Raw genomic sequence first — 13,993 nt, 5'->3', positions numbered from 1 at the left:
GCGGTCGGGGACATCCCATACAACTCGCCGGCGTCTAAAACCGGCGTACCAACGAGGAGATCGGTTTCGTGACGATCCGCGTAGGCATCAACGGCTTTGGCCGCATCGGTCGTAACTACTTCCGCGCGCTGCTTGAGCAGGGTGCTGACATCGAGATCGTGGCTGTCAACGACCTGGGTGACACCGCGACCACAGCGCATCTGCTGAAGTACGACACGATTCTCGGCCGTCTCAAGGCCGAGGTGTCGCACACCGAGGACACCATCACCGTCGACGGCCACACCATCAAGGTGCTGTCCGAGCGCAACCCCGCCGACATTCCGTGGGGCAAGCTCGGCGTCGACATCGTGATCGAGTCGACGGGCATCTTCACCAAGAAGGCCGACGCCGAGAAGCACATCGCGGGCGGCGCCAAGAAGGTCCTCATCTCGGCTCCGGCCAAGGACGAGGACATCACGATCGTGATGGGCGTCAACCAGGAGAAGTACGACGCGGCGAACCACCACGTCATCTCCAACGCGTCCTGCACCACCAACTGTGTGGCGCCGATGGCCAAGGTTCTCGACGAGAACTTCGGCATCGTCAAGGGCCTGATGACGACGGTTCACGCGTACACGAACGACCAGCGCATCCTGGACTTCCCGCACTCGGACCTGCGTCGCGCCCGCGCCGCCGCCGAGAACATCATCCCGACCACGACCGGTGCCGCCAAGGCCACCGCCCTGGTCCTGCCGCAGCTCAAGGGCAAGCTCGACGGCATCGCGATGCGCGTCCCGGTCCCGACCGGTTCGGCCACCGACCTGGTCGTGGACCTGCAGCGTGACGTCACCAAGGACGAGGTCAACGCCGCGTTCAAGAAGGCCGCCGACGACGGCGACCTCAAGGGCTTCCTCACGTACACCGAGGACCCGATCGTGTCCTCGGACATCGTCGGCGACCCGGCCTCCTGCACCTTCGACTCCTCCCTGACCATGGTCCAGGAGGGCAAGACGGTGAAGATCCTCGGCTGGTACGACAACGAGTGGGGCTACTCCAACCGCCTCGTCGACCTCACGGTCTTCGTCGGCGGTCAGCTCTGATCAGCGGAGCAGACACCTCGATGTGAGCACAGGGTCCGGACCGCGTAAAGTCACGCGGTCCGGACCTTCTTGCACGTCAGCCCTCCTAAGGAGTCCTGGAGTCCAGCCATGAAGACGATCGACGAACTACTCGCCGACGGGGTCGAAGGCAAGCGGGTCTTCGTCCGCGCCGACCTCAATGTGCCGCTCGCCGACGGCACCATCACCGACGACGGCCGCATCCGCGCCGTCCTGCCGACGATCACCAAGCTCGCCGAAGCCGGCGCCAAGGTGATCGTCGCCTCGCACCTCGGCCGCCCCAAGGGCGCCCCGGACCCGGTGTTCTCGCTGCTTCCCGCCGCCGAGCGCCTCGGCGAGCTCCTCGGCAAGCCCGTGGCGTTCGCCCAGGACACCGTCGGCCCCGCCGCACACGAAGCGGTCGACGGTCTTGAGCCCGGCCAGGTCGCCGTCATCGAGAACCTGCGCTTCAACGCGGGCGAGACGTCCAAGGACGACACCGAGCGCGGCGAGTTCGCCGACAAGCTCGCCGCCCTCGCCGACGTCTACGTAGGCGACGGTTTCGGTGCCGTGCACCGCAAGCACGCCTCCGTGTACGACCTTCCGGCGCGCCTTCCGCACTACGCGGGCTACCTCATCGCCACCGAGGTCGGCGTCCTGAAGAAGCTCACCGAGGACGTGAAGCGTCCGTACGTCGTCGCGCTCGGCGGCGCCAAGGTCTCCGACAAGCTGGCCGTCATCGACCAGCTCCTCGGCAAGGCCGACCGCCTCCTGATCGGCGGCGGCATGGCCTACACCTTCCTGAAGGCCCAGGGGCACGAGGTCGGCATCTCCCTCCTCCAGGAGGACCAGGTCCCGATCGTCCAGGAGTACATGAAGCGCGCCGAGAAGAACGGCGTCGAGCTCGTCCTCCCCGTCGACGTGCTGATCTCCACCGAGTTCCCGGACCTGAAGACCAAGGCCCCGGCCCACCCCACCACGGTCGCCGCGGACGCCATCCCGGCCGACCAGGAGGGTCTCGACATCGGACCCGAGACCCGCAAGCTCTACGCCTCGAAGCTCACCGACGCGGGCACCGTCTTCTGGAACGGCCCGATGGGCGTCTTCGAGCACCCCGACTACGCCGAGGGCACCAAGGCGGTCGCCCAGGCCCTCCTCGACTCCCCGGCCTTCACGGTCGTCGGCGGTGGCGACTCCGCCGCGGCCGTCCGGACCCTGGGTTTCGACGAGAACGCATTCGGCCACATTTCCACCGGCGGCGGCGCCTCCCTCGAATACCTCGAGGGCAAGACGCTCCCCGGCCTCGCCGCACTGGAGAACTGACACCTGATGACTACGCGTACCCCGCTGATGGCGGGCAACTGGAAGATGAACCTCAACCACCTCGAGGCCATCGCGCACGTCCAGAAGCTCGCCTTCGCCCTGGCCGACAAGGACTACGAGGCCGTCGAGGTCGCCGTCCTGGCCCCCTTCACCGACCTGCGTTCGGTGCAGACCCTGGTCGACGGCGACAAGCTCAAGATCAAGTACGGCGCCCAGGACATCTCGGCGCACGACTCCGGTGCGTACACCGGCGAGATCTCGGGCCCGATGCTGGCCAAGCTGAAGTGCACGTACGTGGCCGTCGGCCACTCCGAGCGCCGCCAGTACCACGACGAGTCCGACGAGATCTGCAACGGCAAGGTGAAGGCCGCCTACAAGCACGGCCTGACCCCCATCCTCTGCATCGGCGAGGGCCTGGACATCCGCGAGGCCGGCCAGCAGATCCAGTACACGCTGGCCCAGCTCGACGGCGGCCTCAAGGACCTGCCGGCCGAGCAGGCCGAGTCCATCGTCATCGCCTACGAGCCCGTCTGGGCCATCGGCACCGGCAAGGTCGCGACCCCCGAGGACGCCCAGGAGGTCTGCGGTGCGATCCGTGGCCGTCTGGCCGAGCTGTACTCCCAGGAGCTCGCCGACAAGGTGCGCATCCAGTACGGCGGCTCCGTGAAGTCCGGCAATGTCGCCGCGATCATGGCGCAGCCCGACGTCGACGGCGCCCTCGTGGGCGGCGCCGCGCTCGACACGGACGAGTTCGTCAAGATCGTCCGGTTCCGCGACCAGTGAGTATGCGGTAGCGCCGATACGTCGTACCCTTGCGGGGGCCGGGCGGCTTCGTACCACGAGGCACCGGCCCCCGTCGTCGATCCAGATCCGAGGAAGTTGGTCCAGCCGTGGTTATGGGGTTCTCGATCGCCCTGATCGTCTTCAGTGGGCTGATGATGCTGCTGGTGCTGATGCACAAGGGCAAGGGCGGCGGTCTCTCCGACATGTTCGGTGGCGGCATGCAGTCCTCCGTCGGCGGCTCGTCGGTCGCCGAGCGCAACCTCGACCGCATCACCGTCGTGGTCGGTCTTCTGTGGTTCGCGTGCATTGTCGTGCTCGGCCTGTTGATGAAGGTGAACAACTGACCGCGAAAGCGGCTTGATTGCTACCTTGCTAAAGCTTCGCTTAAAGCCCCATGTACGGTGCGCGCTCACAAGCGCGGATTATCATGGGGCTTGCGTGTCGGGGTGAGGGTGTAACTCCGAACACTGGACGCGCGTTGGGCCTTACGTAGACTGAGGCGCCCGCAGCAGCACCATCACGCAGGGAGTTACGACCGTGGCAAGTGGCAACGCGATCCGAGGAAGTCGGGTCGGGGCGGGGCCGATGGGCGAGGCCGAGCGCGGTGAGTCCGCGCCGCGTCTGCGCATCTCCTTCTGGTGCTCCAACGGGCACGAGACGCAGCCCAGCTTCGCCAGCGACGCGCAGGTTCCCGATACTTGGGACTGCCCCCGCTGCGGCTTCCCGGCCGGTCAGGACAGGGACAACCCGCCGGACCCGCCCCGCACCGAACCGTACAAGACGCATCTGGCGTACGTGCGTGAGCGGCGCACCGACGCGGACGGCGAGGCGATTCTCGCGGAGGCGCTCGCCAAACTGCGGGGCGAGATCTAGGACTTGCGATGGGGCCGGACATCTAAGGGTGTCCGGCCGCTGTGCTTTTCCGGACCTGTCCGCCTTTCACGTGACGTTTACCGTGACGTGTCCGGACAGACAGCTGCAGACATCTCATACCGGGCCCTGATCAATTAGGTTGGAACGTGCAGCGGGGCAAGGTACGTACACAGGTACGAGAGAAGGCTGAAGTCCGAGATGAACGCAGAAAGCCGCGCCAGGCTCAACCGGACGCCCGAGTGGGCGGCGATCAGCAAGCACCGGGAGCAGCTGGGGGAGGTGCAGCTGCGTGAGCTGTTCGCCAAGGATCCGGCGCGCGGCACGGGGTACACGCTCCAGGTCGGTGACCTGCACATCGACTACTCCAAGCACCTCGTCACCGACGAGACGCTGACGCTCCTGCGCGAGCTTGCCGTGGCGACCGATGTCTTCGGCCTGCGGGACGCCATGTTCCGCGGCGAGAAGATCAACACCACCGAGGACCGCGCGGTCCTGCACACGGCGCTGCGCGCGCCGCGGGACGCGGTGATCGAGGTCGACGGCGAGAACGTGGTGCCCGCCGTGCACGCCGTGCTCGACAAGATGGCCGCCTTCGCCGGCAAGGTCCGCTCCGGCGAGTGGACCGGGCACACCGGCAAGCGCATCAAGAACATCGTGAACGTCGGCATCGGCGGCTCCGACCTCGGTCCCGCCATGGCGTACGAGGCGCTCCGCGCGTTCACCGACCGGGACCTCACCGTGCGCTTCGTGTCGAACGTCGACGGCGCCGACCTGCACGAGGCCGTGCGGGACCTGGACCCGGCGGAGACGCTGTTCATCATCGCCTCGAAGACGTTCACCACAATCGAGACGATCACGAACGCGACCTCCGCGCGCGACTGGCTCCTGACCGGCCTGCGCGCCGACCAGAGCGCGGTCGCCAAGCACTTCGTGGCGCTGTCGACGAACGGCGGGAAGGTCTCCGACTTCGGCATCGACACGGCCAACATGTTCGAGTTCTGGGACTGGGTCGGCGGCCGTTACTCGTTCGACTCGGCGATCGGTCTCTCGCTGATGCTCGCGATCGGCCCGGACGCCTTCCGCGAGATGCTCGACGGCTTCCACCTCGTCGACGAGCACTTCCGCACGGCCCCCGCCGAGTCCAACGTGCCTCTCCTGCTTGGCCTGTTGGGCGTCTGGTACGGCAACTTCCACGACGCCCAGTCGCATGCCGTCCTGCCGTACTCGCACTACCTCTCCAAGTTCACCGCGTACCTCCAGCAGCTGGACATGGAGTCCAACGGCAAGTCGGTAGGCCGTGACGGCGAGCGGGTGGACTGGGAGACGGGCCCGGTGGTCTGGGGCACGCCGGGTACCAACGGGCAGCACGCGTACTACCAACTCATCCATCAGGGTACGAAGTTGATCCCGGCCGACTTCATCGGCTTCGCCGAGCCGGTCGCCGATCTGCTGCCGGGCCTGGTCGCCCAGCACGACCTCCTGATGGCCAACTTCTTCGCGCAGACGCAGGCGTTGGCCTTCGGCAAGACGCCCGACGAGGTGCGCGCCGAGGGAGTGCCGGAGGAGCTCGTCCCGCACAAGACGTTCCAGGGCAACCACCCGACGACGACGATCCTCGCCAAGGAACTCACGCCGTCCGTCCTCGGTCAGCTCATCGCGCTCTACGAACACAAGGTGTTCGTGCAGGGTGCCGTGTGGAACATCGACTCCTTCGACCAGTGGGGCGTCGAGCTCGGCAAGGTCCTCGCCAAGCGCATCGAGCCCGCGCTGACCGAGGGTGCCACCGTGCCGGGCCTCGACGAGTCGACGAAGGCGCTCGTCGCCAAGTACCGGACGCTCCGCGGGCGTTGAGCCGCTGAACAGTACGGCCCGGCCCGCCGAGAGGCGGACCGGGCCGTACTGCTGTGTGAACCGCTCAGGCTCAGGGAGAAGCCGGCGGATACAGGTCGCGCGGCAGCTGCGAGGCCGCCGCCGCGTCGAGCAGCCACAGCGTCCGTGACCTGCCGTACGCGCCCGCCGCGGGCGCCTGGACCTCGCCCGCGCCGGACAGGGCCATCGCCGCGGCGTTCGCCTTGTCCTCGCCCGCCGCGAGCAGCCACACCTCGCGTGCCGCCCGGATCGCCGGGAGCGTGAGCGTGATGCGGACGGGCGGCGGCTTGGGCGCGCCGTGCACGCCGACCACCGACCGCTCCGTCTCACGGACCGCGGGCAACTCCGGGAAGAGCGAGGCGACATGGGTGTCCGGGCCGACGCCCAGCATCAGCACGTCGAACGTCGGGACCGGACCGTGGTCCTCGGGCCCCGCCGCCGCGGTGAGCTCGGCGGCGTACATCTCGGCCGCCGCGTCCACCTCGTACGCGCCGTCCGACGCGGGCATCGGATGCACCCGGGCCGGGTTCAGCGGCACCGAGTCGAGCAGTGCCTCCTTGGCCTGGGTGTAGTTGCGCTCCGGGTCGCCGTCCGGCAGGAAGCGCTCGTCGCCCCACCACAGGTCGAGGCGCGACCAGTCGATCGCGTCCTTGGCCGGAGCCGAACTCAGCGCGGCAAGCAGGCCGTTGCCGTTGCGGCCACCGGTGAGGACCACCGACGCGTAGCCGCGGGCGGCCTGCGCGTCGACGATCTTCGTGATGAGGCGGGCCGCCGCGGCCTGCGCCATCAGCTCCTTGTCGCGGTGCACGACCAGCTGTGGGGCCGCGCTCACTTCGCCGCCGCCTTCTTGGCCGCGGTCTTCTTGGCGGGGGCGGACTTCTTCGCCGCCTCGGCCGGTTCTTCCACCGCGGGGACCGCGCTGCGCTCAGCCGGCTCACCCAGGCGGTCCACGCCGTACTTCAGCGCGGACGCGTAGGTGTCGTCCGGGTCGAGGCGGCGCAGCTCCTCGGCGATCAGCTCGGCCGTCTCGCGGCGCTTGAGCGCCACCGCACGGTCGGGCTGTCCCTGGATGGAGAGCGTCGCCAGCGAGCCGTCGGCCCGGCCGAGCACGATGGGACCGCAGTCGGTGTCCATGCGTACGCCGGTCAGGCCGGGGCCCGCCGAAAGCGAGCGCTTGACCGGGACGTTGAGCCGGCTCGCGAGCCACATGGCGAGCAGCTCGCAGCTCGGGTTGAACTCCTCGCCCTCCACCTCGACCGACGTCACCTTGCAGGCGATCTGGTCGAGGGCCGCCGCGAGCATCGAGCGCCACGGGGTGATCCGGGTCCAGGAGAGGTCCGTGTCGCCGGGGTGGTAGGCCTCGGCGCGCGCGGTCAGCTCGTGGATCGGCTGCTCCGCGGCGTACGTGTCCGTGACGCGGCGCTGGGCGAGCGCGCCCAGCGGGTCGTTGGCCGGGTCGAGCGGCGCGTTGACCGGCCACCACACGACCACGGGTGCGTCGGGAAGGAGCAGCGGCAGGACGACCGACTGGGCGTGGTTGATGACGTCGCCGTACAGCCGCAGGACCACCGTCTCGCCGGTGCCCGCCTCGACACCGACCCGTACCTCCGCGTCGAGGCGCGATGTCGTGCGGTCACGGGGCGAGCGCGCGGCGCGCTTGATGACGACCAGGGTGCGCGAGGGGTGCTCGCGGGACGCCTCGTTGGCGGACTTCAGGGCGTCGTAGGCGTTCTCCTCGTCGGTGACGATGACGAGGGTGAGCACCATGCCGACGGCTGGGGTGCCGATCGCCCTGCGCCCCTTCACGAGCGCCTTGTTGATCTTGCTGGACGTGGTGTCCGTAAGGTCGATCTTCATGGGCGACGCCAGCTCCGTCCGTCTCGTGCGAGCATTTCGTCCGCCTCGGACGGGCCCCAGGTCCCGGACGGGTACTGCGCGGGCTTGCCGTGCTTGTCCCAGTACTCCTCGATCGGGTCGAGGATGTTCCAGGACAGCTCGACCTCCTCCGTGCGCGGGAAGAGGTTGGCGTCGCCGAGCAGGACGTCCAGGATCAGGCGCTCGTACGCCTCCGGGCTGGACTCGGTGAAGGACTCGCCGTACGCGAAGTCCATCGACACGTCACGGATCTCCATCGAGGTGCCGGGCACCTTCGAGCCGAACCGGACCGTGATGCCCTCGTCGGGCTGGACGCGGATGACGATCGCGTTCTGGCCCAGCTCCTCCGTCGCCGTGTGGTCGAAGGGGGAGTGGGGCGCGCGCTGGAAGACGACCGCGATCTCCGTGACGCGACGGCCCAGGCGCTTGCCGGTGCGGAGGTAGAAGGGGACGCCCGCCCAGCGGCGGTTGTCCACCTCCAGCTTGATGGCCGCGTAGGTGTCGGTCTTCGACTTGGGGTCGATGCCCTCTTCCTGGAGGTAGCCGACGGCCTTCTCGCCGCCCTGCCACCCCGCGGCGTACTGACCGCGGACCGTGCTCTCGCCGAGGTCCTTGGGCAGCCGCACGGCGCCCAGGACCTTCGCCTTCTCGGCGACCAGCGCGTTCGCGTCGAAGGAGGCGGGCTCCTCCATCGCGGTCAGCGCCATCAGCTGGAGCAGGTGGTTCTGGATGACATCGCGGGCGGCGCCGATGCCGTCGTAGTAACCGGCACGGCCGCCGATACCGATGTCCTCGGCCATCGTGATCTGGATGTGGTCCACATACGACCGGTTCCAGATCGGCTCGAACATCTGGTTGGCGAAGCGGAGCGCCAGGATGTTCTGGACGGTCTCCTTGCCGAGGTAGTGGTCGATCCGGAACACCTGGTCCGGCGCGAACACCTCGTGCACGATCGAGTTGAGGTCCTTGGCCGAGGCCAGGTCGTGGCCGAAGGGCTTCTCGATGACCGCGCGGCGCCAGGAACCCTCGGGCGCGTCCGCCAGCTCGTGCTTCTTGAGCTGCTGGACGACCTGCGGGAAGAACTTCGGCGGCACCGACAGGTAGAAGGCGAAGTTGCCGCCCGTGCCCTGCGCCTTGTCGAGATCCTGGATGGTGGCCTTGAGCTGCTCGAAGGCGGCGTCGTCGTCGAAGTTTCCCTGGACGAAGCGCATGCCCTGGATGAGCTGCTGCCAGACCTCCTCGCGGAACGGCGTACGCGAGTGCTCCTTGACCGCGTCGTGGACGACCTGGGCGAAGTCCTCGTCCTCCCAGTCGCGACGCGCGAAGCCGATGAGTGAGAAGCCCGGCGGCAGAAGCCCTCGGTTGGCGAGGTCGTACACAGCGGGCATCAGCTTTTTACGGGACAAATCGCCCGTGACGCCAAAGATGACCAGGCCCGACGGCCCCGCGATACGCGGGAGCCGTCGGTCTGCGGCGTCACGCAGCGGATTGCTGCTTGACAAAGTGGTCAGCCCTTCGAAGGAGCGAGGCGCTTGAGCTCGGCCTCGGTCGACTTGAGCAGGTCGGTCCAGGAGGCCTCGAACTTGTCGACGCCCTCGTCCTCCAGGAGCTGCACGACCTCGTCGTACGAGATGCCGAGCTTCTCCACGGCGGCGATCTCGGCACGCGCCTGGTCGTAGGTGCCCGCGATCGTGTTGCCGGTGATCGAACCGTGGTCGGCGGTGGCCTCCAAAGTGGCCTCCGGCATCGTGTTCACCGTGTTCGGCGCGACCAGGTCGTCGACGTACAGGGTGTCCTTGTACGCCGGGTCCTTGACGCCGGTCGAGGCCCACAGCGGACGCTGCTTGTTGGCCTGCGCCTTGTCGAGGGCGGCCCAGCGGTCGGAGGAGAAGACCTCCTCGTACGCCTCGTAGGCGAGGCGGGCGTTGGCGAGTGCGGCCTTGCCCTTGGCGGACTTGGCCTCGTCCGTGCCGATGGCGTCGAGGCGCTTGTCGATCTCGGTGTCCACACGGGACACGAAGAAGGACGCCACCGAGTGGATCTTGGAGAGGTCGAGGCCGCGCTCCTTGGCCTTCTCCAGGCCCGCGATGTACGCGTCCATGACCATGCGGTAACGCTCGAGCGAGAAGATCAGCGTGACGTTGACGCTGATACCGAGGCCGATGACCTCGGTGATCGCCGGGATGCCCGCCTGGGTGGCAGGGATCTTGATGAGCGCGTTCGGACGGTCCACCAGCCAGGCGAGCTGCTTGGCCTCGGCCGTCGTGGCCTTCGTGTTGTGCGCCAGGCGCGGGTCGACCTCGATCGACACGCGGCCGTCCTGGCCGCCCGTCGCGTCGAACACCGGGCGCAGGATGTCGGCGGCGTCACGGACGTCCGCCGTCGTGATCATGCGGATGGCCTCTTCGACCGTGACCTCGCGGGTGGCGAGGTCGGAGAGCTGCGCGTCGTAGCCGTCGCCCTGCGAAATCGCCTTCTGGAAGATCGACGGGTTCGTCGTGACACCGACCACATGGCTCTGGTCGATCAGCTCGGCGAGGTTGCCGGACGTGATCCGCTTGCGCGACAGGTCGTCCAGCCAGATCGCGACGCCTTCGTCGGAGAGGCGCTTGAGTGCGTCTGTCATGGGGGTTACATCTCCTACTTCGTTCGTATGTCGGCGTCAGCGCTGTGCGGCGTCGATCGATTCCCGGGCGGCTGCGGCCACGTGGTCGGCGGTGAAGCCGAACTCGCGGAAGAGCACCTTGCCGTCGGCCGACGCACCGAAGTGCTCCAGCGAGACGATGCGCCCGGCGTCACCCACGAAGCGGTGCCAGGTCAGGCCGATGCCCGCCTCGACCGCCACGCGCGCCCTGACGGACGGCGGAAGGACGCTGTCGCGGTACCCCTGGTCCTGTGCCTCGAACCACTCGACGCACGGCATCGAGACGACACGCGTCGGAACGCCCGCGGCCTGGAGCTGCTCGCGTGCCTCGACGGCGAGCTGCACCTCGGAGCCGGTGCCGATGAGGACGGCCTCGGGAGCGCCGCCGTCGGCCTCGAACAGGACGTAACCGCCCTTGGCCGCGCCTTCGGTGACCTCGCGGTCGTACGTCGGGACGCCCTGGCGGGTCAGCGCGAGGCCGTGCGGGGCGCCCTTGCCGTACTCCTTGGTGAAGCGCTTGAGGATCTCGCGCCACACGACGGTCGTCTCGTTCGCGTCCGCGGGGCGCACGACGTTCAGGCCCGGGATGGCACGCAGCGAGGCCAGGTGCTCGACCGGCTGGTGCGTCGGGCCGTCCTCGCCGAGGCCGATGGAGTCGTGCGTCCACACGTACGTCACCGGGAGGTGCATCAGCGCGGAGAGGCGTACGGCGTTGCGCATGTAGTCGGAGAACACCAGGAAGGTGCCGCCGAAGATGCGGGTGTTGCCGTGCAGTGCGATGCCGTTCATCTCCGCGGCCATCGAGTGCTCGCGGATACCGAAGTGGATCGTACGGCCGTACGGGTCGGCCTCCGGGAGCGGATTGCCCACCGGGAGGAACGACGACGTCTTGTCGATCGTCGTGTTGTTCGAGCCGGCGAGGTCGGCGGAGCCGCCCCACAGCTCGGGGATGACCGGGCCGAGGGCCTGAAGGATCTTGCCGGACGCGGCACGCGTCGCGACACCCTTGCCCGTCTCGAAGACCGGGAGCTTCTCCTCCCAGCCGGCCGGCAGCTCACCCGAGGCGATGCGGTCGAACTCGGCGGCGCGCTCGGAGTTGGCGGTCCGCCAGGCGGCGAAGCTCTTCTCCCACTCGGCCTTGGCGTCACGGCCGCGGTCCAGCGCCGCACGCGTGTGCGTGAGGACCTCGTCGGAGACCGCGAAGTTCTGCTCCGGGTCGAAGCCGAGGACGCGCTTGGTGGCCGCGACCTCTTCGTCGCCGAGCGCCGAGCCGTGCGCGGCCTCGGTGTTCTGCGCGTTCGGTGCGGGCCAGGCGATGATCGAGCGCATCGCGATGAAGGACGGCTTGTCCGTGACGGCCTTCGCGGCCTGGATCGCCTTGTAGAGGGCGGCCGGGTCGAGGTCGCCGTTCTCCTTGGGCTCCACGCGCTGGACGTGCCAGCCGTAGGCCTCGTACCGCTTCATGGTGTCCTCGGACACCGCGGTCTCCGTGTCGCCCTCGATCGAGATGTGGTTGTCGTCCCACAGCAGTACGAGGTTGCCGAGCTTCTGGTGCCCGGCCATGGACGACGCCTCGCCGGAGATGCCCTCCTGGAGACAGCCGTCACCGGCGATCGCGAAGATGTGGTGGTCGAACGGCGACTCGCCCTCGGCGGCCTCCGGGTCGAACAGGCCACGCTCGTAACGGGCGGCCATCGCCATGCCCACGGCGTTCGCGACGCCCTGGCCCAGCGGGCCCGTCGTCGTCTCCACGCCCGTGGTGTGCCCGTACTCCGGGTGGCCGGGGGTCTTCGAACCCCAGGTGCGGAACGCCTCCAGGTCAGCGAGCTCCAGGCCGAAGCCGGCCAGGTAGAGCTGAATGTAGAGGGTCAGGGACGAGTGGCCCGCGGAAAGAACGAACCGGTCGCGTCCGGTCCAGTTGGCGTCCGCGGGGTCGTGCCGCATCACCTTCTGGAAGAGGGTGTACGCGGCAGGCGCGAGGCTCATGGCCGTACCCGGATGGCCGTTGCCGACCTTCTGTACGGAGTCCATGGCCAGGACGCGGGCGGTATCAACGGCCCGCTGGTCCAGTTCGGTCCACTCGAGGTCTGTGGTGGTCGGCTTGGTGCTCACCCTGAGTCAGGGCTCCTCTCCACATGTCGAATGCCGGCGATGTAGATCCCACCGGCCGCTGTCGAGCCTACCGCTGTAAAGACGTGCATTTTTTCGAGTCATTCCAGACTGCGGGTGCCGCCCGCGATCCGCCTCCCGAAAGGGATCCACGGTGTTCACCATGTGATGTCAGGGCCGCTCATCTGGACTGTCGGAACGAGTGCGGGACCGCTCATCTGAATGGGTGGCGGGCCGTGTTTTCGGCTGCCCGACATGTCGCTCAACACGACCCCACCCCCGCGATGGGCGAGGTATGGGCAACGTCTACAGTGGCGTGGTACGCGCGAGCCTTTACCGGATCTTCATGTCTGAACGTCCGACGCGGCTTGCTGGGAAGTCTCTGTCAGGGGTGTGCGTGACGGCCGTTGAATCCCGTCCAGCGGGGTCGCTCGGGACGAGCTCAAGCCCAAGCCACCGGCCGCTCGGGGCCCGTGTCATGGCGTTCGTGGCGCTCACCAAGCCGCGGATCATCGAACTCCTCCTCATCACCACCGTTCCGGTGATGTTCCTCGCCGAGCAGGGGGTGCCCGACCTCTGGCTCGTCTTCGTGACCTGCCTGGGCGGTTACCTCTCGGCGGGCGGCGCGAACGCGCTCAACATGTACATCGACCGTGACATCGACGCCCTCATGGACCGTACGTCCCAGCGGCCGCTCGTCACGGGAATGGTGAGCCCGCGGGAGTGCCTGGCGTTCGGCATCGCGCTCGCCATCGCCTCCACCCTGCTGTTCGGCCTCGCCGTCAACTGGCTGTCGGCCTGGCTCGCGTTGGGTGCGCTGCTCTTCTACGTGGTCGTCTACACGATGATCCTTAAGCGCCGCACCTCGCAGAACATCGTCTGGGGCGGCATCGCGGGCTGTATGCCGGTCCTCATCGGCTGGTCCGCGGTCACCAATTCCATGGCCTGGGCGCCGGTCATCCTCTTCCTGGTCATGTTCTTCTGGACGCCGCCGCACTACTGGCCGCTGTCGATGAAGGTGAAGGACGACTACGCGCGCGTGGGCGTGCCGATGCTGCCGGTCGTCGCCTCGAACAAGGTGGTCGCGCGGCAGATCGTCCTCTACAGCTGGGTGATGGTCGCCGTCTCGCTGCTGCTCCAGCCCCTCGGCTACACCGGCTGGTTCTACACGGCGGTCGCCTTCGTGACCGGCGGCTACTGGCTGTGGGAGGCCCATGGCCTGCAGAACCGCGCCAAGGCGGAGGCCACCGGCGGCAAGCTCAAGGAGATGCGGCTCTTCCACTGGTCGATCACCTACGTCTCGCTGCTCTTCGTGGCGGTCGCGGTGGACCCCTTCCTGCGCTAGGCGCTCCGCTGGGAGACCGGCGCACCCCCTGCGGGCCGTCGGTGGCTGATCGCGCAGTTCCCCGCGCCCCTTACGGGGCGCGGTTTGCTGCGTGGC

General features: G+C 68.2%; 12 protein-coding genes. 7 read left to right on the top strand and 5 right to left on the bottom strand.

Features of this window, described 5'->3' with window-relative positions:
- Positions 1–68: 68 nt before the first annotated feature.
- The 6 genes from gap to pgi all read left to right on the top strand — a co-directional run bounded on the left by gap (position 69) and on the right by pgi (position 5,906).
- Entirely contained in the window at positions 69–1,079 is a 1,011-nt protein-coding gene (gene gap, locus ACGFX9_RS00825; protein ID WP_393463054.1) for a type I glyceraldehyde-3-phosphate dehydrogenase, read from the top strand.
- Between the two features lie 108 nt (positions 1,080–1,187).
- Positions 1,188–2,399 (top strand): phosphoglycerate kinase, encoded by a 1,212-nt coding sequence (locus ACGFX9_RS00820; RefSeq protein ID WP_393463053.1) that lies wholly within the window; start codon positions 1,188–1,190, stop codon positions 2,397–2,399.
- 6 nt (positions 2,400–2,405) lie between these two features.
- The gene (tpiA, locus tag ACGFX9_RS00815) at positions 2,406–3,182 is read left to right on the top strand and encodes a triose-phosphate isomerase (RefSeq protein ID WP_393463052.1); all 777 of its coding nucleotides are present in this window, start codon (positions 2,406–2,408) and stop codon (positions 3,180–3,182) included.
- A gap of 113 nt (positions 3,183–3,295) precedes the next feature.
- Positions 3,296–3,526 (top strand): preprotein translocase subunit SecG, encoded by a 231-nt coding sequence (gene secG, locus ACGFX9_RS00810; RefSeq protein WP_067430519.1) that lies wholly within the window; start codon positions 3,296–3,298, stop codon positions 3,524–3,526.
- Between the two features lie 193 nt (positions 3,527–3,719).
- Entirely contained in the window at positions 3,720–4,055 is a 336-nt protein-coding gene (locus ACGFX9_RS00805) for an RNA polymerase-binding protein RbpA (RefSeq protein ID WP_267241347.1), read from the top strand.
- A gap of 198 nt (positions 4,056–4,253) precedes the next feature.
- A complete protein-coding gene (gene pgi / locus ACGFX9_RS00800) occupies positions 4,254–5,906 on the top strand; it encodes a glucose-6-phosphate isomerase (protein WP_393463051.1) in 1,653 nt (550 codons plus the stop codon).
- A 70-nt stretch (positions 5,907–5,976) separates the two neighbouring features.
- Here pgi and pgl read toward each other — a convergent pair whose 3' ends face one another.
- The 5 genes from pgl to tkt are packed head-to-tail and all read right to left on the bottom strand — an operon-like array spanning position 5,977 to position 12,555.
- The gene (pgl, locus tag ACGFX9_RS00795; RefSeq protein ID WP_393463050.1) at positions 5,977–6,756 is read right to left on the bottom strand and encodes a 6-phosphogluconolactonase; all 780 of its coding nucleotides are present in this window, start codon (positions 6,754–6,756) and stop codon (positions 5,977–5,979) included.
- On the bottom strand, positions 6,753–7,781 hold the full coding sequence (opcA, locus tag ACGFX9_RS00790; RefSeq protein WP_393463049.1) for a glucose-6-phosphate dehydrogenase assembly protein OpcA: 1,029 nt from the start codon (positions 7,779–7,781) through the stop codon (positions 6,753–6,755). Before opcA ends, pgl begins: the two co-directional genes overlap by 4 nt.
- The gene (zwf, locus tag ACGFX9_RS00785; RefSeq protein WP_393463048.1) at positions 7,778–9,301 is read right to left on the bottom strand and encodes a glucose-6-phosphate dehydrogenase; all 1,524 of its coding nucleotides are present in this window, start codon (positions 9,299–9,301) and stop codon (positions 7,778–7,780) included. Before zwf ends, opcA begins: the two co-directional genes overlap by 4 nt.
- 5 nt (positions 9,302–9,306) lie before the next feature.
- A complete protein-coding gene (gene tal / locus ACGFX9_RS00780) occupies positions 9,307–10,425 on the bottom strand; it encodes a transaldolase (protein WP_393463047.1) in 1,119 nt (372 codons plus the stop codon).
- Positions 10,426–10,461: 36 nt separating this feature from the next.
- Positions 10,462–12,555 (bottom strand): transketolase, encoded by a 2,094-nt coding sequence (tkt, locus tag ACGFX9_RS00775; protein ID WP_393463046.1) that lies wholly within the window; start codon positions 12,553–12,555, stop codon positions 10,462–10,464.
- Positions 12,556–12,943: 388 nt separating this feature from the next.
- On the opposite strand from tkt, the gene ACGFX9_RS00770 reads away from it, so the two are divergent.
- Positions 12,944–13,897 carry a heme o synthase gene (locus ACGFX9_RS00770; RefSeq protein ID WP_393465483.1) on the top strand — a complete coding sequence of 318 codons (954 nt, stop codon included), beginning with the start codon at positions 12,944–12,946 and terminating at the stop codon, positions 13,895–13,897.
- The last annotated feature ends 96 nt before the right edge of the window (positions 13,898–13,993 follow it).

Origin of the sequence: Streptomyces sp. NPDC048436 (assembly GCF_043200355.1) — a bacterium.
GTDB lineage: Bacteria > Actinomycetota > Actinomycetes > Streptomycetales > Streptomycetaceae > Streptomyces.
The sequence above is the reverse complement of the archived record's forward strand: the minus strand, read 5'-3'. Positions and strand labels throughout refer to the sequence as shown.

Excerpts from the sequence above, each read along its gene's own strand:
- tal (WP_393463047.1), bottom strand. The coding sequence starts at position 10,425 with ATGACAGACGCACTCAAGCGCCTCTCCGACGAAGGCGTCGCGATCTGG.
- ACGFX9_RS00820 (WP_393463053.1), top strand. The coding sequence starts at position 1,188 with ATGAAGACGATCGACGAACTACTCGCCGACGGGGTCGAAGGCAAGCGG.
- pgi (WP_393463051.1), top strand. The coding sequence starts at position 4,254 with ATGAACGCAGAAAGCCGCGCCAGGCTCAACCGGACGCCCGAGTGGGCG.
- secG (WP_067430519.1), top strand. The coding sequence starts at position 3,296 with ATGGGGTTCTCGATCGCCCTGATCGTCTTCAGTGGGCTGATGATGCTG.
- tpiA (WP_393463052.1), top strand. The coding sequence starts at position 2,406 with ATGACTACGCGTACCCCGCTGATGGCGGGCAACTGGAAGATGAACCTC.
- opcA (WP_393463049.1), bottom strand. The coding sequence starts at position 7,781 with ATGAAGATCGACCTTACGGACACCACGTCCAGCAAGATCAACAAGGCG.